Here is a 24,770-nt window from a genome sequence, read left to right as displayed (position 1 = left end):
CCATTTTTACGGAGGGTTAGCGAAGTGGCCAAACGCGGGAGACTGTAAATCTCTTCCTAACGGTTCGGTGGTTCGAATCCATCACCCTCCACCATATAGGGGCATAGTTTAAAGGTAGAACAAAGGTCTCCAAAACCTTTGGTGTGGGTTCAATTCCTGCTGCCCCTGCCAAACTATTTTAAGTGAATATGGCGGTCGTGGCGAAGTGGTTAACGCATCGGATTGTGGCTCCGAGATTCGAGGGTTCGATTCCCTTCGATCGCCCCATTATTTACTTGAAGAACAGATTTACTTGTTGGGGATTAGCCAAGCGGTAAGGCAACGGACTTTGACTCCGTCACTCCAAGGTTCGAATCCTTGATCCCCAGCCATTTATGCGGAAGTGGCTCAGCGGTAGAGCATCGCCTTGCCAAGGCGAGGGTCGCGGGTTCGATTCCCGTCTTCCGCTCCATAACGAGGTGGCGCCATAGCCAAGTGGTAAGGCAGAGCTCTGCAAAAGCTTTACCCCCAGTTCGAGTCTGGGTGGCGCCTCCAAAATTATTTCAATAAATATGTGCCCTTAGCTCAGCTGGATAGAGCGTTTGACTACGAATCAAAAGGTCAGGAGTTCGAATCTCTTAGGGCACGCCATATTTACCAAATGCCGGTGTGGCGGAATGGCAGACGCGCGCGACTCAAAATCGTGAGGGAAACCGTGGAGGTTCGAGTCCTCTCACCGGCACCATATATTGAAATGATTACGCTGATTGTACTTTGTACAGTTAGCGTTTTTTGTTCATATCAAGAATAATAAGCACCTGACGGACTAACCTCCGACGGGTGCTTTTTTTGTTTATATTGAATGGGGATGACTATACTGATTACAGTCAAATACGGGTGATGTGATGCAGCATGAATCAATGAGGCATTGCAACAATTATAGAAACTTTCGGAAAAAGTGCTGATATTTTTTTAAAAGAAATTCCATATGGAATTCTCTGGCCGGACGCAGAAAAAGTGAACTTGTTTTATTCGGATGGCCTGGTGGATACAGGAGCGGTTCGAGAGTTTATATTGCACGGAATGACTCTGTACCAATACGGCATTGAAACGCAGTAAAATCAAAAATCGAATTTGCGGGTCGAAAGTATTCAACTTGGCAAAATGTCTCAAACGGATATATCGATTATGTACATTAACGGTGTTGTAACAGACAAGATTGTCGATGAGGTGCGTAACCGATTATCCAGGATAGACATTGACGGGATTCTGGAAAGCGACTATATGGAGGAGTTGATTCAGGATTCCGCCTACAGTCCGTTTCCGACTATATACAACTCCGAACGTCCGGACGTCATCGCTGCAGAAATTCTTGAAGGCAAATTGGCGATTTTGGTGGATGGCACACCTCATGTACTAGTGGTTCCAGCCTTATTTATTTCTTCCATGCATTCGGCAAGGAGTACTAGCAGCGGGCCAATATCAGCTCGCTAATAAGGATTCTCCGTTTCGTCGGCATTTTTATTGCCCTGTTATTGTTTTATATCCCCATAACGACCTTTCATCAGGAGATGCTAAACCATAAAGATTGTCGCGTATAAGGAGAAAACCTTTGGCGTAAAAGTCCGATAAGCAGCTGAGTTGGGGTGGGGCTGCTTGGCATGGATGCTTTCCGTTTCAGCTTCAAGGGGCACCATTCTTCATCATGAGGCGCTGACTCTTGGATAAGGGTACGGCGCTTTTTTACGTTTCCGGTCAGGTTTCGACCCTTAAGGCGGAAGAGCGACTCGACCTAGGTCTAGCATAGAAACCGCCGTTGGTCCGTTTTAGAAAGCGCGGATTCGATCTACAATAGGAACATAAGCAAGAGAGATTCACAAGAAGAGAAAAACAAAGCAATCTTTGAGAGGCGGTGGAAGAAGCAATGGATGGTAAAAAAGCGTTAGGCTTATTGCTTGCAGTTGCAGGCGGTATCATGGTACTTAAATTCTTCGGCATCCATCTTGGTGCGTTGGTAGGTACCCTGTTCGCAATCGTATTAATCGGACTCGGGGTAGTTGCCTGGAGAAGCAACAGAAAGATAATCGGCGGAATCGTTGGCGCAATTGGTATTCTGATGCTGCTGCCGGCATTGTCGAAGCTGATTATGCTGGGTATTGCGGTCGTGCTGATCCTGTTTGGTATTTCAATGGTAAAAAGCAAAAACAATAATCGACATTTCTAATAAAAAAAGTTGGGAGGGCCATACATGAGCATTATGCGGCGAGTGCGCGACATTACAGTGGCAAATTTAAATGAAAGACTGGAGAAAGCAGAAGATCCGGTTCGCCTGATCGATCAGTTCCTCTGGTCGACACGCGAAGAGATTATTCAAGCGGAACGGCTGCACCAGCAATATCTGGGACATAGCAATCATCTGAAAGCGCAATGGCTGCAAGCAGAGCAGCAGAAGGAAAAACGCGAGCAGCAAGCGCTGACCGCTCTGAAAGCCGGCGAAGAGCAGCTTGCACGAATCGCCCTTCACGAGAAAACAACAAGCGAGGAACGATCGAATCAATACCGCGAGCTTTATGAGCAAAGCCGTCAGAATACGATGGACCTGGAAGACCAGCTTCGCGAAATGCGGAGCGAATACCAGCTCGTCTATGACAAACGCGAATACTACGCTGCAAGAATGGAGTCGCTCAGACTTCAGCAGCGCATGAATGCGCGGTATACGGAAGGCGGCCAAGCGGGCGGCATTCAGCCAGGCTCGATGTTCCGCAGACTGGAAGACCGGATCGGCGATATGGAGATGGAGGCAAAAAGCCTGCATGATCTTCGCCGGATGGGCAAAGAGTTCATCACTGAAGCCGGCAATCAGGTACAATCCGTAATCGAACGCGAGCTGCAGCAATTGAAGAAGAAGCTTGAGAAGGAAGGATGGTCGTCTTGAAAAAACTGTACCGCTCCACCCGCGACAAGAAGCTGTTTGGTCTTTGCGGCGGACTCGCGGAAATGATCAATGTCGATGCGACTCTTATCCGTATCCTGCTAATCGTAGTTACCATCTTTACGAGCGGTTTCGCAATTCCTGTCTATATCATTGCCGGACTTATCGTTCCTAAGGAGCCAACGTTTTATAACGGTCACGGCTTCGGACCTGGCGGGTTTGGAGGCGGCTACGGCGGCAGCGGTTACGGCAACGGGTTTAACGGTGGGCAAGGCGGCCAAGGCGGCTTCGGTTCCTCCTTTGGCGGTCCATACAAAAACCCTCCGCAAGGACAGTGGGACAGCTTCTCGCAAGCACGTCCCGGCCAGCAAGCCTCGTCGTCGCAATTCGATAGCATGATGGATGATTTGGAGAAAAAAGCACTCCGCAAAGAAGTCGAAGAATTACGCGCCAAATTGGCTAAATACGAGAAGGGAGAGATTTAACAATGGGAATCTTTAAAAGAATGAAGGATCTGACTAAGGCATCGGTGAATGAGGTATTGGATAAAATGGAAGATCCGGTAGTCATGCTGAATCAATATCTGCGTGATATGGAATCGGAAATTCATCAAGCGGAAGTAACGGTAGCGAAACAAATGGCGAACGAGCGCCGTCTGAAGCAACGTCTGGATGAAGCCGTACGCAGCATCGCCGACCGTGAGTCGAAGGCAGAAGCAGCGCTTCGCGCCGGCCAAGAAGAGTTCGCTCGCAAGCTGCTCGAGGAAAAGCTTTATTTCGACCAAAAGGTGAATGAATACAGCGAGCTTCATGCGCAAGCGAAAACGCAAGCTGAAGAGTTGATGCAGCAATTGCACGGTATGAAGGATGAGTTCTACCAGCTTCGCAATAAACGCAATGAGCTCGCATCCCGCGCTCAAATCGCTAAAGCGCAAAAGCAAATGGCTCAAAATTCTTCCAACCATACGATCGACAGCGGTACCGCATCGAGAGGCTTCTACCGTATGGAAGAGAAAATCATGCAGCTTGAAGCCGAAGCGGATGTGCTTCGCACTCCTTACGCGGCGGCATACAGCGGCACAGGCAGCACTACAGGCTCCTTCAGCGCCGCAGACATGGAGAAAAAGCTGAAGGTTGACGAGCAGCTTGAAGCGTTAAAAAGCAAGCTGAACAAACCGGAAGAAGTATAATCAACTAGAAGTATGCGTAAGACAAGAAGAGCGGACCGGGTAACCGCAATTTCATTAAGCTTTAACTTAATGAAATTGTCGGTAGAACCGGTCTGCTCTTCCCTGCGTACGTATTAGAAGGAGTGGACCTAAGATGGCTGAAGGACAAGCGAATGAGCACCATCGTGCGGATAGGCCCAATAAAGAAGCTAGACGCAAAAATGTGACCGAGACCGTATTATGGCTCATTATTATCGTGAGTCTTGTCATCATTGTGCTGCAGGCGATTGGTTACGTGCGGCTGTATACGTTTCAAGGCAAGTGGGCTATCTTAGGACTCACCGTAATCGGAGCAGCAATGGCAGCAGCGGCGATCGTTGGTTTTCTTCAGAATTCCAAGCTTAAGCAGGCAGTTGAACGGCTTAGCGAACAGCAACGCCGGCGAAGCTATCGGGTAACGCTGAATTCGTCGGAGGAGGAAGGCGGTGTTCCGGTGTCCGAACAGGAGCAAAGCGACGCGATCTGGACGGAGAAGGTCAAATTCTCGGCCGTTATAGAGGAACGCCAGCGTCTTGCAAGAGAACTGCATGACGCTGTTAGTCAGCAGCTGTTCGCGATCTCGATGACGGCTACGGCGGTCAGCCGTACGATTGAGCGGGACTGGGAGCGGGCGAAGAGACAGGTACAGCTCATCGAGGAGATGGCGTCTGTAGCGCAGTCCGAAATGCGCGCGCTGCTGCTGCATTTAAGACCCGTTCATCTGGACGGGAAAAATCTCGCAGCCGCATTAACCGCGCTGGTGGACGAGCTTAAGCAGAAGGTTCCGATGGCGATTGATCTGGACGTTGACGATTCGATTACGATGAAGCCCGAAACGGAAGATCATCTGTTCCGGATCGCGCAAGAAGCTTTGTCGAATACCCTCCGGCACTCAAAAGCGGAAAGCATGGAAATTAAGCTGCATCGGAAAGGCCCCGAAGTACGTATGTTATTAAAAGATACCGGCATAGGATTCGACCTGGAAGCGAAGAAACAAACCTCTTACGGATTATTAACGATGGAAGAGCGTGTGAATGAGCTTGGCGGCTATTTACATATGATCTCGAAACCGGGAGAGGGAACAAGCATCGATATCCGGGTTCCGATTGACGGCGAATAGAGATGCAGGGCCATGTACAAGTTGAAGGAAGCGGTGAATAAGGTGGAACCGATCGAGCAACTGAATGAACGGATAAAGGTTTTGTTAGTGGATGATCATGAGATGGTGCGTATCGGACTCGCTGCGGTGCTCGATACCGAAGAGGGGATCGAGGTCGTAGGGGAAGCAAGCAACGGCTATGACGGAATCAGGCTGGCTCAGGCCTACAAGCCTGACATCGTGCTTATGGATCTTGTTATGGATGGCATGGATGGCGTGGAAACAACGCAAAAGCTGCTTGAGCTGTACCCGGAATGCAAGGTTATCGTATTAACCAGCTTTATTGACGATAGCAAGCTGTATCCCGTGATTGAAGCAGGGGCGTTCAGCTATCTTCTCAAGACGGCTAGGGCAACGGAAATTGCGGATGCGATCCGGGCAGCGGCACGCGGACAATCGGTACTGGAGTCGCAGGTTGCCGCAAAGATGATGAACCGGCTCCGCAAACCAAAGCAGCCGGTACAGGCCGCGCTTCATGATGATTTGACGGAGCGGGAGATGGACGTGCTGAAGCGGGTAGCGCAAGGAATGTCCAACCAGGAAATAGCGGACGAGCTGTTTATCGGCGTAAAGACCGTGAAATTCCACATTACGAACATCTTTAACAAGCTTGACGTTGAGGATCGTACGCAAGCGGCGATCTATGCGCATAAGCAAGGAATTGCGGATTAATAAGCATGTTTTCATCTGAAAGGGGCTAGCCTGAAGCTAAACTTTAGGAAGGCCCCTTTTTTCGTATGGCGTCTGGAGGGAAAGCCCAGTTTTTGCTAAAATAAGTTAAAGGCGGCGGTTAAGAAGCATTCCGCTTGCAGGAAACGGCCAATAGGTTGCCATGGAATTGTAGTAACAGCTATAAGGCTGCAGTAACGGAATATCTTTGCGCAGCAAATCCAATACTCTCCCAGAAAGAGGCTCTTCCAGCGCTTTATGAAGACTGGTGAGCCAGCCTTTTGGACCTATGAGCAGCTGAACGGAGGATTCGTTCTTGCAGGAAGCAGGGAGTTGGAGCTGCCAGGTGCCGTTCTCATGCAAAAGCCCAAATTCAGCCGCAGCGGAATGGGACATTGCTTGTTCAATAGAGAACCTAAGCTGCGGACTCAGGAAGGCTTCAGCCTCTTTAAAGTAAGCAAGCAGTCCGTTTACGGTCGAAGCTACTGTCTGCAGCTCTTCATCAATGACAGGCAAAGCAGGGTTTTGTTTGATTTTACGGGCGGAGAGCCTGATCCTGAGCTGGGCTTGTCTGCTGAGCCGAAGCCATCCTGCCGCCGTTTCGGCAGCATGACGGTAAGGGGCGCCCCAATCAAAGCTGTCAAATAGAGCAGATCCGGGAGGCAGCCTTGTCGGCTCTTCTTCACGGAACGAACTTTTGCCGTAAGGCCGAACCGCAGCAGCGGGATGCAGCCGATCGGTTCGTCTGGCAGGCGATATAGACATCGTCATTGGCATTTAAGCGGCCTCCTTTGCGGTTGGTAAGATCAGCTTACGATGTTCTCGCGGCAAAGGCTGGCGAATGGTGTCTGTCAGAACAAAAGAAATAAAAAGGCAATCAGCGCAAAGTCCAGCGTAATCAAATCGCGGAACGGATAATACGGGCGAGGTTCGTAGTAGTAAGGGTCAAACGGGTAGGATTGCGTCTGTACGGGCTGCTCCGGTTTGCTTGATTTCGCTTTCTGCTGCAATTTGGATTTCGAGCTTTTTTTGCCCTTTTTCAAGGATTTAACCGGAACAGCCTCCGGCTCATCGGCAGCGGAAACGTTGGGATCTCCGTTAAGCGTAAGCTTTCCGCCAGCGCATCTGCTCAGCATGCCGATATGCCTCGATCCATCCTTCATAATGATATACACCGGCATCCCGCAAAACCGCGATACGTTATCTTCCTCAAGAGGATAAATCTGTTCCATTTCAGGCTCCTCCTTATGTTTACTTGCAATAGGCTTTGCAACCAGTGTATTCACCCAGAGGCGAATAGGTATGGTCAAACACCTAGCGGTAATAGATGGTCAAGGGAGGTTAATATCATCGTGGCGAATCGATTTGTTCAAAAGACAGCCGAGCAGTCCAATCGGCAGAAAGCACGTCGGGCGGTTATTTTGGCGGCAGCGGTGCTGGTTACCGGCATGGTCTGGGCGATCTTCAACAGGGATCAGCTCCGGTCCGATGAAAATCCGGGTATCGTAACCCATGATCTCGCTCTGCTATGGCAGTGGACGGACAAGCTATACAGCAAAGGCGCAGCGGATTCCGAATGGACCATAAGATGGGATATCGAAGGGGAAGCAGCGGGCCTAGAGCAGGCGGAACAACAGCTTCAGGCGGATGAAAAGGGTCGGGAGCAGGGAACACTGTCCATATTCCCGTTAACGTCGGACCGTCAGGCAATGCTTGTATTTACGACCAATCAAAAGGCGGATAAGGAGCAGCTGCTTGCTGTTGTGAAACGCACGGAAGACGTACTGAAGAAGGCGGGCATTTCCTATTCCGGAGGTATGACGGTTCGGGGATTGACGGAATATAATAACGCAGCGGAGCGTCTGGCCCAGGCCTCGGGGGGCAAACGGGTTGACCGGTACAAGGACGAGAGTGGAACGGTCAGCGAGGCTTACTATTCGGAAAAGCTGTTCTCTTCCGTAGAAGCGGGAGCGGGGAAGAAGGCGAATCTGCAAATTGCCGAGCATCGGGAAACGGAGTCCGGGGCGCTGTCCCTGATCGTCGGAACCCCGTTAATAACGGGAGATTACACGGTTTCGGAAGCAGGAAACGATTAGAAGAAATATGATGGCCAATTAGTTTTTTTTATGATTGGATGAATAGCAGTTTAAGGATTAATATGCTAAACTACATAAATAAAAATAAAAAAATATATGGAAAGAATGAGGGAACTGAACTGTTATGAACCTTGAAACAAATGCGCAAGGCGCTATTTATTATATCTTCGGGGCGACAGGCGATTTGGCGAAGCGCAAGCTGTTTCCCGCCTTGTTCAGCTTATATAAAGAAGGAAAGCTGTCTGAAAATTTCGCCGTTGTAGGCCTCGCACGCAGAGAGCGTACAAACGAACAGTTCCGCGCCGACCTGTACGAGTCGATCGTGGAATTTTGCCGTTACAAAGCAGATGACGTAGAGCTCTGGAACCGCTTCGCGGAGCACTTCGAATATATGCCGCTTGACATTAACAATGTGGAAGCATTCCGCGGCCTGGCTACACTGTCCGATCAATTGGATGCCAAATTCGATATTCCGGGCAACCGTCTGTTCTATCTGGCGCTTGCACCGTCGCTGTTCGGACCTGTATCCTTCAGCCTACGCGATGGCGGACTGCTTGAATCCAAGGGCTGGCACCGCGTCGTAATCGAGAAGCCGTTCGGCTATGATCTGGAATCGGCGCAAAAGCTGAATGACCAAATCACGCAAGTATTCAAGGAAGAAGAAATCTATCGCATTGACCACTACCTCGGCAAAGAGATGGTGCAAAATATTCAAGTCATCCGTTTCGCGAATGCGTTTTTTGAGCCGCTGTGGAACAATAACCATATCGCAAACGTGCAAATTACGCTCTCCGAAACGGTTGGCGTGGAAGAACGAGGCGGTTACTACGATAAATCCGGCGCCCTGCGCGACATGGGTCAGAACCATATGCTTCAAATGCTGACAATGATCGCAATGGAGCCGCCTAGCCGTCTGCACGGCGAAGATATCCGCGACGAGAAGGTTAAGGTGCTTCGTTCCCTTCGTCCGTACAAATCGAGCGACGAAGTGCGCAATCTGGTTGTACGCGGCCAATACAGCGAAGGCTCCCTCAACGGGAAGGAGCTTCCCGGCTACCGCCAAGAGGACTCGGTTGGCGAGAACTCCAACACGGAAACGTATTTTGCGGCCAAGCTGGCGGTTGACAACTTCCGCTGGGCGGGAGTACCGTTCTACATCCGCACAGGCAAACGTCTTCCGGTGAAAACAACGGAAGTGGTAATCGAATTCAAATCGATGCCGCAAAACGTCCTGTTCGCGCAGCGCCACGACCTGCAGCCTAACCTGCTCGTTATCCGCGTTAACCCGATGGAAGGCATCTACATTAAAGTAAATGCGAAGACTCCGGGCGAAGACAATTCCGTACAGCCAGTTAATATGGAATTCTGCCAAAGCTGCCAGATCGGCATCAATACGCCGGAAGCTTACGAGCGCTTGATCCATGACGCGGTTCGCGGCGATTCGACGTATTTCACCCGTTGGGATGAAGTAGCTCAAGCATGGGAATTCGTTGACCGCATTGCGGCCGCATGGCGCGAGGATTCTTCGGACCTCCAGCATTATCCCGCAGGCTCGTGGGGCCCTGAGAAAGCCGACAAGCTGCTGGCGGAAGACGGCTTCAAATGGTGGCCGGTTAACGGGCAAGCGGAAGACAATGTGATTTGGGTGTCGAATAGCGGCAAGTAATTTATTCCTAGCGCACCGCTGACGGAGGGATATGCCTTTATGTTTAAGGTTTACGATATTTCGATGACAATCGAAAAGGGCATGCCGGTATGGGGCAACCATGACGGCAAGCAGCCGGAAATCAACTCTCAGCCTACCTCTCCAGACGGCGTTAACGAATCGCGCATCGATATGGATGTCCATTGCGGCACCCATGTCGATGCGCCTCTGCATATGCTGGAGGATGGCGCAACAATCGAGACGCTTGGTCTCGAGGAGCTCGTCGGCAACGCCCGGGTTCTGGACTTCACGGATGTGAACGACAGCATCACAAGAGAAGACCTGGAGAAGCACGGCTTGCAAAAGGGCGATTTCATCCTCGTAAAAACGAAGAACTCATTTACGGATTCCTTTGAATCCGATTTTGTATTCTTGCGGGACGATGGCGCCCGTTATCTCGTTGAGGTAGGGATTCGCGGGATTGGAACGGACGGACTCGGAATTGAACGCTCCCAGGCGGAGTATCCAACGCACCGGACGCTGTTCCGCAACAATGTCATTATTGTAGAAGGGCTTCGCCTGAAGGAAGTGCCTCCCGGCTCTTATTTCATGGTGATTGCGCCTTTGAAATTGACCGGTATCGAAGCTGCGCCGGCACGCGCGCTGCTGATCGGGAATGGATAAAGGAGCGTTGCTTCGCGGCAACGCCATGAAGGGAAGGCAAGCATGAGCCAAACGTTAAGTAATGAAATCACACAGGAAGTAGATAAGCGCCGCACCTTTGCGATTATCTCTCACCCTGACGCCGGCAAAACCACGTTAACGGAGAAGCTCCTCTTATTCGGGGGAGCTATTCGTCTTGCAGGGTCGGTAAAAGCCCGCAAAGCAAGCCGCCATGCTACATCCGACTGGATGGAGATCGAGAAGCAGCGCGGTATCTCCGTTACGTCCAGCGTGATGCAGTTCGATTATTTAGGTCACCGGGTTAACATTCTGGATACGCCTGGTCACCAGGATTTCTCGGAGGACACGTACCGTACGCTGACGGCGGCGGACAGCGCGGTCATGCTGATCGACGTTGCGAAAGGCGTCGAGGCGCAGACGATCAAGCTGTTCCAGGTGTGCCGCAAACGCGGCATTCCAATCTTTACCTTCATTAACAAGCTTGACCGTGAAGGTCAAAGCCCGTTCGAGCTGATGGAAGAGCTGGAGCGGGTCCTTGGCATCCGTTCGGTGCCTATGAACTGGCCAATCGGCATGGGCCGCGAGCTGTGCGGCGTATACGACCGGATGAAAAATCAGGTTGAGCTGTTCCAGGGCAATGACCACAGCACGATCGAGGTTCGCAAAGTCGAAGACTATAATGATCCGGGTATTCGCGAAATGGCTGGCGACTACCTGCATGATCAGCTTATCCAGGACCTGGAGCTGCTTGATGTAGCGGGCGACCCATTCGATTTCGATAAGGTTCGGGCCGGCGAATTGACGCCGATCTTCTTCGGAAGCGCCGTGAACAACTTCGGCGTTCAAACCTTCCTGGAGAACTTCCTGGAGCTTGCGCCAAAGCCGGCTCCCCGGATGAGCACAAGCGGTTCGGTCGACCCGACAAACGAGAAATTTTCCGGTTATGTCTTCAAGATTCAAGCCAACATGAATCCGGCGCACCGCGACCGTATCGCCTTCCTTCGGATTTGCTCCGGACGTTTCGAACGCGGCATGAGCGTCCGCCATGTCCGTGCGGGCAAGGACATTAAGCTGTCCCAGCCGCAGCAGTTCCTGGCGCAGGACCGCGATATTGTCGAGACGGCTTATCCGGGCGATATTATCGGTTTGTTCGACCCGGGCATTTTCCGGATTGGCGATTCCTTGTCGCAAGGCTCCGAGGTTGTATTCGACGAGCTTCCCACGTTCTCTCCGGAGATCTTTGCCAAGGTTACCGTCAAGAACGCCTTGAAGCATAAGCAGTATCAGAAGGGGATCGATCAGCTGACCGAGGAGGGTACCATTCAGGTGTTCTACTCTGCAAGCGGCTTTGCTGACGAAACGATTCTTGGCGTAGTCGGCCACCTGCAGTTCGAGGTGTTCGAGTACCGGATGAAGGGCGAGTACGGCGTTGATATTCAGCTGCACCGGATGCCATTCCAATTCGCGCGCTGGATCATTGACGATAAGATCGATCCTTCGAAGTTCCGGATCAACTCTACCCTTGTGAAGGACAAGAAAGGCAATTACGTTGTTCTCTTCGAGAATGAATACGCGATGCGTACGGCGATGGATAAGAATCCAACGATGAAATTCCTGGAGACCGCCCCATAAACGGAAACACGCTCATAAAAAATCCCCTGATCGGTTGAGATCAGGGGATTTTTTGCATAGTTATTTTCGGTAGCGGATAATTTGCTCAATCAAATCACGTTCGACTTCCTTGTTGTACGCTTTGACCATGCGGGAGATCAAGAAGAGATCCACGATAACCCAGATGAACAAGGCAGCAGCGGGAAGAGCGAATAGGATGGTGCTGATAATTAGCAAGGCCTTTTGTTCAGCTGCGGAAGCAATACTGAGTAATATATAGGCTGGAGTTGCGATGAGAAAGAGAACCAGCTGGAAAATGGCTGTTTTCTTGCGCTTCAGATAAAAGCGGTGTACGCCGAGGTGACCGCCTAGAAGCATCAGATAAGCGATAGCCGCTGATTTCTCGCTACTGCGCATCTCGGAGTTGAATACCATCAGCTCATTAAGCGTAAGGTCTTGTCGGTTCATGACAACCTCCTAGAACGAGCCACCGTGGAAATGCTTGTGAGCCATAATTTCATCAATAAGCTGACCCTCGACAGCGCGGTTGCGGTCTCTCACCCATTGGTGCAGGAGGAAGGCATCCACGATCCACCAGATAGAAGTCACAATCAGACCGATAACGGAAATGCTTAGAATAAGCTGTGCAATCGCGGAGCCCGTACGCCCGAGATAGAAGCGGTGACCGCCAAACATGCCGAGGAAATACCAGAGCACGTAAGCGATGACCATATTTTTGCCCCGATCCTTCACTTCCTGCTCCAGCAGAAGTAACTCCCTGGCGTCTAGTTGGCTTTTTTGCGCGATGTTAAATGACATGTACTGCTCCCCTTTATCTAAATTGTAGTCCACCAGCTAAAGTATAGGGGTTATGTAAAAATCATACAACCCAAATTTTCGTAAAAATAGTGGAAATCTTTATTGGATTACCCGGTTGACGGAACAGCGCTTTCATGACATAATGTACGCGTGTACATTACAGAGAAACAGCAGCAAATGACTTAAGCAATAAGTGCAATAACAGGAGGCGCCGACTATCAGCAGGAAAGAAGTAGCGAAGCTGGCCGGTGTATCGGAGGCAACGGTATCCCGGGTACTTAACAATGTAGGGCCTATTAAGGAAGAAACACGAATCCGCGTGCTGGAGGCGGCCAAAGAGCTGGGTTACGTGCCTAATGCGCTTGCCCAGCGTTTTGCCAGAAGGAAAAGCGGGAATGTTGGCGTCATTCTTCCGTTTGTGCCGAAGGTTCATCTGTTCTCGACCTATTACTTCGCGGAAATATTAAGCGGGATCGGCGAGGCGGCGAAAGCCTGCAACTATGATCTGCTGCTGATCTTCCGGGAGCCGGATAGTCCGCGCGATTATGCAAAGCTGTTCCGGACGCAGAAGGTGGATGCCTGTATCGTGCTGGGTGCTCAAAATGTGGCCGAGGAACGTGCCGCGTTAGCCGAGCTTCAGGAGGAAGGATATCCGTTCTGCCTTGTAAACCAACGGTTTGACGAGGAAGGATACCTGACCGTAGATGCGGACCATGAATCGGGAAGCTATACGGCTGTTCAGCATCTGATTGCAAACGGATTCAAGCGGATAGCCTTCCTAAACGGGCCGGACGCTTTCTCGAGCAGCGGGGACAGGCTTGCCGGCTATAAGCGCGCACTGGAGGAAGCCGAAGTTCCGTTCGCGGCCGAGCGGATCTTCACCGGTAACTACAGCAGGAAGAGCGGGTATGAAGCGGCCTCACGGTTAGCGGAGGGAATCAAGGGCAAGCAGATCGACGCTGTCTTTGCGGCTAACGACCGGATGGCGATTGGCTTGATGGACGGCCTCCGGGAGCATGGCATTGAAGCAGGCAAGGATATCGCTCTGATCGGTTACGATGATTCGGACAGCTCCAGAATTGTAACGCCCAAGCTTTCGACGGTATCGGTTCCCTTTTACGAGATGGGACGGCGAGCGGCCATGAAGCTGCTGGCACAGGAAGCCGAACAGCCGGGGAATACGATTCTTCCCGTTCAACTGATTAAGCGAGAAACAACCTAAAATACGTATTCGAGAGGCGGTAGTTTAAGAATGAGCAAACTTCGTGTCGGCATGGTTGGCTATAAATTTATGGGCAAGGCGCACAGCAACGCGTACCGCGCGCTGCCGATGTTTTTCCCGGAAACCGCGGCATTGCCTGAAATGACGGCGATCTGCGGCCGCGATCCGGTCGGTCTGGAGAAAGCGCGGACGCAATTCGGCTGGCAGAGCAGCGAGACGGATTGGCGCAAGCTGGTCGCACGCCAGGATATTGATCTGATCGACATTAACGCGCCAAGCGATGCTCATAAGAAGATTACGATTGCGGCCGCCGAAGCGGGCAAGCATCTGTTCTGCGAGAAGCCGCTGGCATTGACGCTGGAGGATGCTAACGAAATGCTGGCTGCTGCCGAAAAAGCCGGCGTTAAGCATATGGTTGGCTTTAACTACCGCTTTGCTCCGGCTGTCCAATTGGCTAAGAAGCTGGTCTCGGAAGGCCGTATCGGCAAAATCCATCATTTCCGCGCCGTTTTCCTGCAGGATTGGATACTTGATCCGGAGTTCCCCCTCGTATGGCGCCTGAAGAAGGAAATCGCCGGCTCGGGCTCGCATGGCGATCTTGGCGCTCACTTGATCGATATGGCCCGTTTCCTCGTTGGCGAGTTCAAGGAAGTCATCGGAATGGAAGAGACGTTCGTCAAGGAACGTCCGGTTTCCGAATCGATGACGGGACTTAGCGCGACGAAGAGCGGTGCGGATGCGCCGCGCGGAGAGGTAACGGTTGATGACGCGACGCTGTTCCTGACAAGGTTCGAGAACGGGGCGCTTGGCAGCTTCGAGGCCACCCGCTTTGCGGCAGGTCACCGTTGCACGAACGCATTCGAGATTAACGGCAGCAAAGGCAGCATCAAGTTCGACTTCGAGCGGATGAACGAGCTTGAGGTGTACTTCACGGAGGATGCCGACGATGTGCAAGGCTTCCGCCGCGTACTGGCAACCGATGCCTCCCATGCTTACATGGATGCCTGGTGGCCGGCCGGTCACACGATCGGGTACGAGCATACGTTCACCCATGAGATTCATGAGCTGATGACGGCGATCGCCGAAGACCGCCAGCCGGTTCCGAACTTCCATGACGGCGTGAGATGCCAAGAGGTGCTTGTTGCGGTAGAGCGTTCGATTGCCGAACGGCGCTGGGTTGCACTGAAAGAGTTTCAATAAATTCTGCGGACAGAGGAGACAAGCGAAGACGATGAGAAAAGCACTGATCGTATGGGGCGGCTGGGACGGTCATCAGCCGAAGGAAGTTGCGGGGATTTTTCAAGACGTGCTGGTGAAGGAAGGCTACGAGGTTGAGGTATCGGATACGCTTGACGCGTTTGCGGACGGGGAAAAGCTGAAGGGCCTCGATCTGATCGTTCCGATCTGGACGATGGACAAGATTAAGCCGGAGTATGTGCAAAACGTATCGGAAGCCGTTCAAAGCGGCGTTGGGCTTGCCGGCTGCCACGGCGGCATGTGCGATGCTTTCCGGGAAAACGTGGACTGGCAGTTCATGACCGGCGGCCAATGGGTCGCGCATCCGGGCAATGACGGCACGGATTATGTCGTAAACATCAAGCATAGCTCCAGCCCTCTGACGGAAGGCATCGAGGACTTTGAAGTCAGCACCGAGCAGTATTACATGCATGTCGATCCGGCCGTTGAAGTGCTTGCCACAACCCGGTTCCCTGTTGTCGAAGGACCTCATTCCCTGAACAAGGCGGTTGATATGCCGGTTGCCTGGACGAAACGTTGGGGAGTTGGACGCGTCTATTACAACTCGCTTGGCCATCAAGCGAACATTATCGATATTCCCGTTGTCAAGGAGATGATGCGCCGGGGCTTCAACTGGTGCGCGGAAGGCAAAACGGCAGCGGTAAACGGAGGGACTCACGCTCATGCAAAAGCTTAAGGTCGGCGTTATCGGAACAGGCAATATCAGCAGCGCGTATTTGAACAACGGCAATAAATTCGATTCGATGGAAATTGTCGCTTGCGCGGATCTGGATGTAGAACGCGCGAAGGCAAAGGCTGAGGAATTCGGCATCCGCGGCTGCTCGGTGGAAGAACTGCTCGCCGATCCGGAGATCGGAATGGTCATTAACCTTACGATTCCGCAGGCGCATGCGGCGGTATGCCTGCAGGCACTCGAAGCCGGCAAGCATGTGTACGTAGAGAAGCCATTTGCGGTGACCCGCGAAGAAGCGCAGGCCGTGCTTGAGCTTGCGGCACGCAAAGGGCTGCTTGTAGGCAGCGCGCCGGATACGTTCCTAGGCGGCGGTATCCAGACCAGCATTAAGCTGATCGAAGACGGCTGGATCGGTACGCCTATCGGCGCAACGGCCTTTATGATGTCGGGCGGACATGAGATGTGGCATCCGGCTCCGGAGTTTTATTATCAGAAGGGCGGCGGCCCGATGTTTGATATGGGGCCATACTATCTGACCGCTATGGTAGCTATGCTTGGACCTATCAGCCGCGTAACCGGCATGGCCCGCGCTTCGTTCCCGGAACGGACGATTACCAGCCAGCCGAAGTTTGGTCAAAAAATTCAGGTTGAGGTTCCGACCCATGTCGCTGGCATTATCGAGTTTGCATCCGGTCCGATTGGAACGATTCTGCAAACCTTTGACGTGAGAGGCGGATCCACTTTGCCTCGCATTGAAGTATACGGCTCCGCAGGTACTTTGCTTGTGCCGGATCCGAATACGTTTGGCGGTCCAATCAAGTTCAAACGCGCGGGCTCTCATGAGTGGTCGGAAATTCCGCTCGTGTATCCGAACACGGATAACGTACGCGGTCTAGGTGCTGCCGATCTTGCGAAAGCGGCGCTTACCGGACGCAAAGCGCGTCCAAGCGGCGAGCTTGCTTATCACGTGCTAGAAGCGATGCACGGCTTCTTCGATGCGGCAGAGCAAGGCGTACATTACACGATGAAGAGCAGCTGCGAGAAGCCGGCTCCGTTTACGCTTGGTCTTCAACCGAACAGCTTGGACTAATCTCTTATACTCTCTGAAACAAGTCGGCGGCTAAACCCGCCGGCTTTTTTTTCGCCGGGACCCTCTTATGAAGAAAGTTAAATTATGGTATCTTTTGGGGAGAAGCATGAAAGGGGTTATGGCCTGATGACTGCTCAAACGAAAAACCGTCTTCTTATCCGGAACGGGGTTGTTGTGCTTGAAGACCGGCTCGTTTCGAAAGCGATCGCCGTGAAGGACGGAATCATCGACGCGCTTCTGTCGGATGACGAAGCTATTCGGCAATATGAGCATAGCTGCGGCGATGAAGCTCTGCATCAGATTGATGCAGCAGGGCGATATGTTCTCCCCGGCATGATCGATATCCATAACGATGCGATCGAGAAGGAAGTGCAGCCAAGACCTAATACCTTATTTCCCCTCGCCATGGCGTTCCTGGAATTTGAACGCAAAATGCCGCTTCACGGCATTACTACGATGTATCATTCTTTGTCGCTTGGCGTTGGCTTAAGCCTGCGGGGGGATCATCTGTTAACCGGAATGGTTGAATGTATTGATCAGTACCGCAAAGAGCGCTCGGTTATCCGCAATAAAATTCATTTGCGTTACGAGGTTTCTTATTTGGCAGGCTATTCCATCGTGGAGCAGTATATCAACGAGGGGAAAATCGATTATTTATCCTTCATGGATCATTCCCCGGGTCAAGGACAATATCGGGCACCGGGTTCTTTTGAACGATATGTGATGAAAAATCAAGGCGTAGGCATGGAAGAAGTACAGGTTATCGTGGAAGAGCTGCTTATGCGCCGAAACCAGATTGATTGGGAGAATCTCCGCGAGCTTAGCCGTTTGGCTGAACGGCAGGGCATTCGATTGGCCTCTCATGATGATGATTCGGTTGAACAGGTAGAGCGTTCGAGGGCCTTTGGCGTTTCGGTAACGGAATTTCCGATTAATATGGAAACGGCCCGCTATGCCGCAAATTCAGGCCTATTCGTATGCGTGGGAGCGCCTAATCTCGTCAGGGGAGGATCCCAAGATCATAACCTGCGCGCATTGGATGTCATTAAGGAAGGTAAGGCCGCTATTATTTGCTCGGATTATCATCCGTCCTCTATATTAAAGGCTATCTTTATGCTTGCAGAGCAGGGAGTGTTGGATTTGCCGGCGGCTGTACGATTGGGGACGCTCTACCCGGCGCAGGCGCTTGGCATTGCCGATCATTACGGAACGATTGCGCCGGGTAAAGCAGCAGATTTAATACTCGTTGATCAATACCAGGGTCATCCTTGGGTTACGCATACCCTTGTAGGCGGTAAAACGGTCTATACAGCGGATGTGCTTTAGGTCGCAGCCGGCTTCAGTTGCTGAAGCTTAGAATGCAAGGCATCAACAAGCCTTGACTGCTCCTCGGCGGATATCTCATTCCAGATCAGCTCGAACAATACACCAAGTCCGGGGAGCGTTTTTTCCTCATTGCCGATGGAGTCCTCAATAACGTCCTTTATTTCTTCTTTTGTGTTGTTTCCGACGTTGTTGATTATGGCTTGACGCAAATCCAGATTAATCAATCGGATTCCCTCCAAGTCTTCTTTAAATTGTACTTCTTTACTGTTTCCGAATCGGGCGATTTTCATCCGGGCGCGGTGGATATGCTATAATAATCGGGATTAGGCAGTGTCGTAAACGCATCTTGCAGGTTTTTTGAAGGGAGTAGGATGAAACGAAATGGCCAAGAAACAGTTTGCAGTTATCGGAATGGGGCGGTTCGGCTCCAGTATCGCCAGTTCGCTAACGGAAATGGGCTTTGAGGTGCTGGCTATCGATTCGAGCGAAGACAAAATCCAGGACGCCATTAATAAAGTTACCCATGCCGTATCGGCGGATTCGACGGATGAAGAAGCGCTTCGTTCGCTTGGCATCCGCAACTTTGACGTTGTCGTGGTGGCCATCGGGGAAGATATTCAGGCAAGCATTCTGACTACGCTGATCCTGAAGGATCTCGGCGTTAAAATGATTGTCGTCAAAGCGCAAAACGATTTGCACGGCAAAGTGCTAACGAAGATTGGCGCGGATAAAGTGGTCTTTCCGGAGCGGGATATGGGTCTGCGCGTCGCTCATCATTTAATTTCCCCCAATATTCTCGAGTATATCGAAATTTCGGAGGATCATAGCATTATTGATCTGAAAGCACCGGAAGCCATGATCGGGAAGAGCTTGAAGCAGCTGGATATCCGGGCGAAATTCAAATGCAATGTAATGGCGATCAAGACTAATGGTCAAATGAACATCGCTCCTTATGCCGACGATCTTATCCGTCAGGAGGATGTATTGGTTATCGTTGGAAGAAACGCGGATTTATCCAATTTGGAAATAGCTTATTCGGAAGGCTGAGCGGAATTATGAATCATTTATTATTAACCTCCATCCAAAATGACCGGGTGAAGCAATGGGCTTCCTTGTTGGATAAAAAATACCGGGACCGGACAGGCCTCTTTATCATTGAAGGCGTCCATCTTGTGCTAGAAGCATTCAAGTCCTCCGCTGCCGTGCAAAGCGTCGTGTATAATACGGAGCGCGGCATTCCGCATGAGCTTGAGCAGCTCGCCCGGGAAGGCGGAGCGGAATGGGTGCAGGCAACGACCCAAGTGATGGCGAAATGCACGGGGACCGATACGCCGCCGCCGGTGTTCGCCGTGCTGGAGAAGCTGAAGCGGGACGATACCGCTTTGTTTCGCAATGACAGCCTTGTTGTTGTCCTGGACGGTGTACGCGATCCGGGCAACGTCGGCACCATCATCCGCAGCGCCGATGCGGTGGGCGCGGATGCGGTCGTGCTGGGCAAAGGCAGCGTTGATCTGTATAACCCGAAGACGGTGCGTTCCACGATGGGCTCTTTATTTCATCTGCCGATTATCGAGGCGGATCTTGCGGAGCTGCTGCCCGAGGCGCAGAGCAAAGGAATCAAGCTTGTTGGGACAAGCCTGCAAGCTACGCATACCTGCTATACCTATGACTGGACCGTCGGCACTTGGCTCCTGATGGGCAATGAATCGGAGGGGCTGTCCGAAGCGCTGAGACAGACGGTTGATGAGTCGGTTATTATTCCGATGCAAGGCGAAGCGGAATCGCTGAACGTTGCGATGGCCGCGACCGTGCTGCTGTACGAGGCTTTGAGACAGCGGAAATTTAACAAATAAACAATAATTGATTTGGCAGAAATAACAGGGCTATACTTACTTGCAGTCGTCTTGTCGGTATTTCACTTTGTTCAGCCAGGTAGGCTATTGGAGTAGTAACACCAGCGGAGATTTCTTCATACGTATATGTCATGAACGATTATCGGCATATGTCCAACTTAGGCTGTATCTTTTGCCTATTTTGCGGGGGGCTGATGATCATTACATGAACATATACGGAGGCTAATAAGATGAATGAGTTTAAGAACAATCTTCAAAATCTGAATACGGATGCGTTTAAAGCGAGCAGTTTGAAGCCTAATGCGGGGCAAGGTCAAGTGGATCCCAATAATGCTCGTCTATGTATAGGTTTTTGCATCGGATTTTGTATCGGGTTTTGTTCTTGCGGAGGTTGCGGGGGTTGTGGCGGCTGTGCGAGATGCGGAGGCTTTGGCGTCTGCGGTGGCTGCGCACGTTGCGGTGGCTGTGCCCGTTGCGGCGGCTGTGCCCGTTGTCGCTAAGAATTATCTATGGAATGTAAATAAAGCTTCAAGACACCTCTGCAAACGATTTAGGTTTGCGGAGGTGTCTTTTTGTGCATGCGCGGGCATGACGGACAAGTGGAATCACATACCATTGTAAAGGAAGTCATGTTTCGAATAGTTAGATTTCATCATGTAAGGAGGAATGAAATTTGGATCCTTCTACGCGTCTAAAAGTAAGAGGAGATACTTTTTTTCTCCCCGGCTCGGACGGAAGTGTCTTTTTTCGCAACAATATCGGTTCATTGCGGATGGAAGGCAGTACAATCGATCAATGGATTGAAAAATTAATACCCGTATTTAATGGCGAGCATACGATGCATGATTTAACGGATGGATTGCCGGAACAACACCGTAATCATGTTTATGAGATTGCTAAAGTATTGTATGCGAACGGTTATGTCCAAGATGTAAGTCGGGATCGTCCGCATCAGCTGCCGGAGAGCGTTGTTAAGAGATATGACTCTCAGATTGAATTTTTGGACAGCTTTGACGGGTCAGGTGCATACCGATTTCAATTGTATCGTCAGTCCAGCGTGCTTGTCGTTGGAACTGGCACTTTTTTGGTTTCTCTTGTCAAATCATTGTTTGAATCCGGCTTGCCGCAATTCCACTTTGTAGGCTTGAACTTGGAAACGGCGAATCGAACACGGATATGGGAGCTGGAACAGCATTATCGTAAGTCTGATTCAGAGGTCAAGGTGGACGAGATCGGACTGCCGAAGAATGCGGCTGTGGATTGGTCTTCCATCGTAGAGCCTTATGCTGCTGTATTATTCGTCTCGGATCGAAATGGAGAACCGGAGCTAAGATTGCTTAATGAGGTTTGCCGACAAAAAAACAAGGATCTACTGCTGGCTGTTATTTTTGAGCAAGCTGGGTTAGCGGCTCCATTTTCGTATTCTAATTCGGAAGGCGATTGGGAATCAGCATGGCGCAGAGTTCATCATTCCGCGATTTATAAGGATACGGATGTTCATGCTGCTTCATCCGTTGCGGAAGCGCTGCTCGCTAATGTAATCGTCTTCGAATGGTTGAAAACAGCAGCAGAGGTAACGAAACTTGAGAAAAACAATAAGCTGTTTCTACTTAATTTAGAGACGTTGGAAGGGAATTGGCATCCGTTTCTTCCCCATCCTTTAGTTAATGGTCACCGATTCATCGAGAGGATCGAGGATGCCCGGCTGCAAGCGGGAACGGATGCAGAGAAACCGGCTTCAAGCGATTTGCTGCCTTTTCTCAGCCAGCTGACATCAACGGAGACAGGCATCTTCCATATTTGGGAAGAAGGGGAGCTAGGGCAGCTTCCGCTTTCGCAGTGCTGTGTTCAGCCTGTTGATCCGCTATCAGTCGGCCCTGCGCTTCTTCTTCCTGAAATAATATGCAATGGTTATAAGCATGAAGAGGCACGAAGGGAAGCCGGTCTTAGGGGAATCGAGGCTTACGTGTCGCGAATGGCGAATTTTGATGAGATTGCTCATGTAGGTGCTGGCGAGACGATGGAGGAAGGCGTTTGCCGCGCTTTGCAAAAGTATTTAATGAATGCACGAATAAAATCATATGAAGCTCATACACCGTCGATCTCGCCGGTGAAGCTGAGTCATGTGGCCGATGAACGATGCCGTTATTATTTGAATGCCCTGACAACGATGCAGGGGGCCCCAACGCTTGGACTGGGTGAGGACGTATTAGGTTTTCCTGTCGTATGGTTACAGGCAAATGACCGGTGGTATGATGCCGCTGATCTTAATGTAACTCGGGCGCTTCGGAGCGTGTTAATGCATGCCTTATTTGATGCTCAAAATAATGCCGCTCAAATTGCGGGGAAAGCGGAACATGTTGCAATAAACGCAAAAGAATCTAATGTGGAATCTATTTTGATACCCGCGTGCGATCCATTCGAGCATCGAGGGGTATTGCAGATGGCCGTGAAGCAATTGAATCGCATCCACAAGCGTCTGCTCGTATTTGACTTAACACCGGAACCTTTTTTGAGAGAGGGACTGGCGGGCGTATACGGCGTCTCGCTTCGAGAGGTGGTAGAAGAATGAGCGCTATTGTGGCGATTGTTGGCGTAGGTCAGCTTGCGGACTATGTACACGATATTTTATCTGCAAGTTGTCAGCTTGTAGTGGTGAACGATCTGGCTTCCGAATTGCCGGAAACGACTGAGCTTGCGCTCGTGCTTAGTGATGGCAACGATGCATACTCTCATTTTACCGCTGAGAACGTATTTAAGAAATCGGGTATTCCTTGGCTGCGCGGGTTCGTAGCATTTGGTGAAGGCGTTATTGGTCCGCTTGTCGTTCAAGGGAAGGCAGGCTGCTCGCAATGCGCTGATTTGCGGCGTTTAATGGCAGGAAATGATCGGAGGGACATGTGGGAGCTGCAACAGTTTATGCATGGGGAAGCTCTCCCTGATATTTGGTCATCCCGCAACGGACTATTGCATATGGCTCATCTGATTGCAGCGGAAGCCCAAAATTTTCTTGTTCGTCATACGGCCTATCTTGAAAATCATATTAAGCTCATACACTTGCAAACGTTCAACAGCTCTGCCCATTTTTTTTTGCCGGATCCTCAGTGCACCGTATGCGGGGAAATACCGGATGATACTGCCATAGCTTCGCGAATAAAGCTGCAGTCCAGCCCGAAAGTCAGTGAAAGCAGCTACCGCACCCGTTCAATGGTTGAGCTCACGGCGGTTCTATCCAAAGATTATCTGGACAATCGAAGCGGCCTCCTGAACGGAAAAATGATTGACCTTATGTCGCCATTTGCCGACGCCAGCATCATTTTACCGATGTTCTCAGGTGATGAAGGCTGCGCAGGGCGTACGCATTCTTTTGCGGTCAGTGAAATGACAGCGATATTGGAAGGATTGGAACGTTATTGCGGCATATCGCCGCGAGGAAAGAAGACTGTGGTTCATGACAGTTACAATCATTTAACAGAGTTTGCGCTGGACCCAACTCGGGTAGGAACGCATGATAAGGCGCAGTATGAGCGGTCCGATTTTCCGTTTCAACCATTTGACCCAAGCAGGAACATCGATTGGGTTTGGGGATATTCGTTCTTGCGGGAGAAGCCGATTCTCGTGCCAGAGCTGCTCGCTTATTACAGCTCCGGCTGCGGTCACGGCTTTGTATATGAGACCTCAAATGGCTGCGCTCTAGGAGGAAGCTTGGAGGAAGCTATATTTTACGGCATATTGGAGGTTGTAGAACGGGATTCTTTCCTAATGACATGGTACGCGCAGCTGCCGCTCGTTCCTTTAGATCCCTATTCCTCGGGTGATCTTGAAATGAATTTAATGGTGGAGCGACTACGCGATGTCGTCGGTTACGATGTGCATTTATTCGATTCGACGATGGAGCACGGCATTCCAAGCGTGTGGGCGCTTGCTAAAAACAGAACGAATCAAGGCATAAATATGATTTGCGCCGCAGGGGCGCATCTTGATCCCGTGAGGGCTGCAAAAGGCGCAATTCACGAGATAGCGGGTATGCTGCTCGCATTCAACGAAAAGTTAGAGACCAACCGCGAGCACTATCAACAAATGCTGCATGATCCTTATCTCGTTCGGCAAATGGAAGACCACTCCATGTTGTACGGCTTGAAGGAAGCAGAAGAACGCCTGAGTTTCTTGCTCGATAATGATCGTCCGGTCCTTTCGTTTAAAGAAGCTTTTAAACCAAAGGCACGGCATGCGGATTTAACGGATGAATTAAACCTGTTGATCAAGACTTTCAGCAATCTTAATCTAGAGGTCATTGTTGTGAATCAGTCAACTCCAGAGACGCTGAGAAACGGACTTCATTGTGTGAAAGTGCTCATTCCCGGCATGCTTCCCATGACGTTCGGTCAACACCTTGTCCGCTTGACTGGCCTAGAGAGGGTGCTGCGAATACCGGCAGAGTTAGGTTACGTGAAGGGGCAGCTTAAGCAAGAAGAGCTTAATCGTCATCCGCATCCGTTTCCGTAAGTAATTTCTTCTCATATGCGTTCGTTTTCCTTGTGCCGGGAC

Annotated in this window: 24 protein-coding genes, 8 tRNA genes and 1 pseudogene; 28 read left to right on the top strand and 5 right to left on the bottom strand. The window is 50.9% G+C overall.

All coding sequences use genetic code 11. The features are described 5' to 3' along the window. The first annotated feature begins 10 nt into the window (after positions 1 to 10). From FHT67_RS27700 to FHT67_RS27630, 15 genes and pseudogenes are all read left to right on the top strand, one after another. A tRNA-Tyr gene (locus tag FHT67_RS27700) sits at positions 11 to 94 on the top strand. A 3-nt stretch (positions 95 to 97) separates the two neighbouring features. Further along, a tRNA-Trp gene (locus FHT67_RS27695) sits at positions 98 to 171 on the top strand. A 20-nt stretch (positions 172 to 191) separates the two neighbouring features. Continuing rightward, a tRNA-His gene (locus FHT67_RS27690) sits at positions 192 to 267 on the top strand. Positions 268 to 296: 29 nt separating this feature from the next. Further along, positions 297 to 371 (top strand) — tRNA-Gln (locus FHT67_RS27685). Between the two features lie 5 nt (positions 372 to 376). Continuing rightward, positions 377 to 451: transfer RNA gene (locus FHT67_RS27680), tRNA-Gly, on the top strand. Positions 452 to 460: 9 nt separating this feature from the next. Then, positions 461 to 534 (top strand) — tRNA-Cys (locus FHT67_RS27675). 19 nt (positions 535 to 553) lie between these two features. Further along, a tRNA-Arg gene (locus FHT67_RS27670) sits at positions 554 to 630 on the top strand. A gap of 12 nt (positions 631 to 642) precedes the next feature. After that, positions 643 to 724, top strand: a tRNA-Leu gene (locus FHT67_RS27665). 342 nt (positions 725 to 1,066) lie between these two features. Beyond that, positions 1,067 to 1,556: pseudogene (locus tag FHT67_RS27660) on the top strand (spore germination protein); the annotation flags it as partial. A 335-nt stretch (positions 1,557 to 1,891) separates the two neighbouring features. Then, on the top strand, positions 1,892 to 2,203 hold the full coding sequence (locus FHT67_RS27655) for a LiaF transmembrane domain-containing protein (protein ID WP_208403635.1): 312 nt from the start codon (positions 1,892 to 1,894) through the stop codon (positions 2,201 to 2,203). Between the two features lie 24 nt (positions 2,204 to 2,227). Next, a complete protein-coding gene (locus FHT67_RS27650) occupies positions 2,228 to 2,914 on the top strand; it encodes a PspA/IM30 family protein (protein ID WP_167202005.1) in 687 nt (228 codons plus the stop codon). Further along, positions 2,902 to 3,396: a PspC domain-containing protein gene (locus FHT67_RS27645; protein WP_208403633.1), complete on the top strand. Its 495-nt coding sequence runs from the start codon at positions 2,902 to 2,904 to the stop codon at positions 3,394 to 3,396. Before FHT67_RS27650 ends, FHT67_RS27645 begins: the two co-directional genes overlap by 13 nt. Positions 3,397 to 3,398: 2 nt before the next feature. After that, positions 3,399 to 4,100, top strand: coding sequence for a PspA/IM30 family protein (locus tag FHT67_RS27640; RefSeq protein ID WP_167202003.1), 702 nt, complete (start codon positions 3,399 to 3,401; stop codon positions 4,098 to 4,100). 133 nt (positions 4,101 to 4,233) lie between these two features. Beyond that, positions 4,234 to 5,238: a sensor histidine kinase gene (locus FHT67_RS27635; RefSeq protein WP_167202002.1), complete on the top strand. Its 1,005-nt coding sequence runs from the start codon at positions 4,234 to 4,236 to the stop codon at positions 5,236 to 5,238. Positions 5,239 to 5,250: 12 nt separating this feature from the next. Then, positions 5,251 to 5,949 (top strand): response regulator, encoded by a 699-nt coding sequence (locus FHT67_RS27630; RefSeq protein ID WP_132313134.1) that lies wholly within the window; start codon positions 5,251 to 5,253, stop codon positions 5,947 to 5,949. 105 nt (positions 5,950 to 6,054) lie between these two features. On the opposite strand, the gene FHT67_RS27625 is transcribed toward FHT67_RS27630, so the two are convergent. Together FHT67_RS27625 and FHT67_RS27620 are read right to left on the bottom strand one after the other, a co-directional pair. Continuing rightward, a complete protein-coding gene (locus tag FHT67_RS27625) occupies positions 6,055 to 6,723 on the bottom strand; it encodes a hypothetical protein (protein WP_167202001.1) in 669 nt (222 codons plus the stop codon). Between the two features lie 74 nt (positions 6,724 to 6,797). Further along, positions 6,798 to 7,178, bottom strand: coding sequence for a hypothetical protein (locus FHT67_RS27620; protein WP_167202000.1), 381 nt, complete (start codon positions 7,176 to 7,178; stop codon positions 6,798 to 6,800). A 120-nt stretch (positions 7,179 to 7,298) separates the two neighbouring features. Between FHT67_RS27620 and FHT67_RS27615 the strand changes: the two genes are divergently transcribed. From FHT67_RS27615 to FHT67_RS27600, 4 genes are all read left to right on the top strand, one after another. Next, positions 7,299 to 8,042, top strand: a complete 744-nt coding sequence (locus FHT67_RS27615; protein WP_167201999.1) for a YwmB family TATA-box binding protein — start codon at positions 7,299 to 7,301, stop codon at positions 8,040 to 8,042. Positions 8,043 to 8,166: 124 nt separating this feature from the next. Then, positions 8,167 to 9,708, top strand: a complete 1,542-nt coding sequence (zwf, locus tag FHT67_RS27610; protein ID WP_132313126.1) for a glucose-6-phosphate dehydrogenase — start codon at positions 8,167 to 8,169, stop codon at positions 9,706 to 9,708. A 39-nt stretch (positions 9,709 to 9,747) separates the two neighbouring features. After that, a complete protein-coding gene (locus tag FHT67_RS27605) occupies positions 9,748 to 10,371 on the top strand; it encodes a cyclase family protein (protein ID WP_167201998.1) in 624 nt (207 codons plus the stop codon). A gap of 42 nt (positions 10,372 to 10,413) precedes the next feature. Then, the gene (locus FHT67_RS27600; protein WP_167201997.1) at positions 10,414 to 12,003 is read left to right on the top strand and encodes a peptide chain release factor 3; all 1,590 of its coding nucleotides are present in this window, start codon (positions 10,414 to 10,416) and stop codon (positions 12,001 to 12,003) included. A gap of 60 nt (positions 12,004 to 12,063) precedes the next feature. Here FHT67_RS27600 and FHT67_RS27595 read toward each other — a convergent pair whose 3' ends face one another. Both FHT67_RS27595 and FHT67_RS27590 read right to left on the bottom strand, forming a co-directional pair. Then, positions 12,064 to 12,450 carry an NINE protein gene (locus tag FHT67_RS27595; protein ID WP_167201996.1) on the bottom strand — a complete coding sequence of 129 codons (387 nt, stop codon included), beginning with the start codon at positions 12,448 to 12,450 and terminating at the stop codon, positions 12,064 to 12,066. Between the two features lie 9 nt (positions 12,451 to 12,459). Continuing rightward, positions 12,460 to 12,801: a TM2 domain-containing protein gene (locus FHT67_RS27590; RefSeq protein WP_132313118.1), complete on the bottom strand. Its 342-nt coding sequence runs from the start codon at positions 12,799 to 12,801 to the stop codon at positions 12,460 to 12,462. 217 nt (positions 12,802 to 13,018) lie between these two features. Between FHT67_RS27590 and FHT67_RS27585 the strand changes: the two genes are divergently transcribed. From FHT67_RS27585 to FHT67_RS27565, 5 genes are all read left to right on the top strand, one after another. Beyond that, a complete protein-coding gene (locus FHT67_RS27585) occupies positions 13,019 to 14,023 on the top strand; it encodes a LacI family DNA-binding transcriptional regulator (protein ID WP_279513622.1) in 1,005 nt (334 codons plus the stop codon). 30 nt (positions 14,024 to 14,053) lie between these two features. After that, positions 14,054 to 15,223: a Gfo/Idh/MocA family protein gene (locus tag FHT67_RS27580; protein WP_167201995.1), complete on the top strand. Its 1,170-nt coding sequence runs from the start codon at positions 14,054 to 14,056 to the stop codon at positions 15,221 to 15,223. Positions 15,224 to 15,254: 31 nt separating this feature from the next. Next, entirely contained in the window at positions 15,255 to 15,956 is a 702-nt protein-coding gene (locus tag FHT67_RS27575) for a ThuA domain-containing protein (protein WP_132313112.1), read from the top strand. Further along, positions 15,943 to 17,043 carry a Gfo/Idh/MocA family protein gene (locus tag FHT67_RS27570; RefSeq protein WP_132313110.1) on the top strand — a complete coding sequence of 367 codons (1,101 nt, stop codon included), beginning with the start codon at positions 15,943 to 15,945 and terminating at the stop codon, positions 17,041 to 17,043. Before FHT67_RS27575 ends, FHT67_RS27570 begins: the two co-directional genes overlap by 14 nt. Positions 17,044 to 17,169: 126 nt before the next feature. Further along, positions 17,170 to 18,369 carry an alpha-D-ribose 1-methylphosphonate 5-triphosphate diphosphatase gene (locus FHT67_RS27565; RefSeq protein WP_167201994.1) on the top strand — a complete coding sequence of 400 codons (1,200 nt, stop codon included), beginning with the start codon at positions 17,170 to 17,172 and terminating at the stop codon, positions 18,367 to 18,369. Here FHT67_RS27565 and sspI read toward each other — a convergent pair. Then, positions 18,366 to 18,593, bottom strand: coding sequence for a small acid-soluble spore protein SspI (gene sspI, locus FHT67_RS27560; RefSeq protein ID WP_207918206.1), 228 nt, complete (start codon positions 18,591 to 18,593; stop codon positions 18,366 to 18,368). The two genes, FHT67_RS27565 and sspI, sit on opposite strands and share 4 nt — an antisense overlap. Before the next feature lie 157 nt (positions 18,594 to 18,750). Between sspI and FHT67_RS27555 the strand changes: the two genes are divergently transcribed. From FHT67_RS27555 to FHT67_RS27540, 4 genes are all read left to right on the top strand, one after another. After that, positions 18,751 to 19,416, top strand: a complete 666-nt coding sequence (locus FHT67_RS27555) for a potassium channel family protein (protein WP_132313106.1) — start codon at positions 18,751 to 18,753, stop codon at positions 19,414 to 19,416. An 8-nt stretch (positions 19,417 to 19,424) separates the two neighbouring features. Then, a complete protein-coding gene (locus tag FHT67_RS27550) occupies positions 19,425 to 20,222 on the top strand; it encodes a TrmH family RNA methyltransferase (RefSeq protein ID WP_132313104.1) in 798 nt (265 codons plus the stop codon). Positions 20,223 to 20,895: 673 nt separating this feature from the next. After that, complete coding sequence (locus tag FHT67_RS27545) at positions 20,896 to 22,794, top strand: putative thiazole-containing bacteriocin maturation protein (RefSeq protein WP_132313100.1); 1,899 nt, start codon at positions 20,896 to 20,898, stop codon at positions 22,792 to 22,794. After that, positions 22,791 to 24,728 (top strand): TOMM precursor leader peptide-binding protein, encoded by a 1,938-nt coding sequence (locus tag FHT67_RS27540; RefSeq protein ID WP_167201993.1) that lies wholly within the window; start codon positions 22,791 to 22,793, stop codon positions 24,726 to 24,728. Before FHT67_RS27545 ends, FHT67_RS27540 begins: the two co-directional genes overlap by 4 nt. Positions 24,729 to 24,770 lie beyond the last annotated feature (42 nt).

Origin of the sequence: Paenibacillus sp. BK720 (assembly GCF_011761545.1) — a bacterium.
Lineage (GTDB): Bacteria > Bacillota > Bacilli > Paenibacillales > Paenibacillaceae > Pristimantibacillus.
The sequence above is the reverse complement of the archived record's forward strand: the minus strand, read 5'-3'. Positions and strand labels throughout refer to the sequence as shown.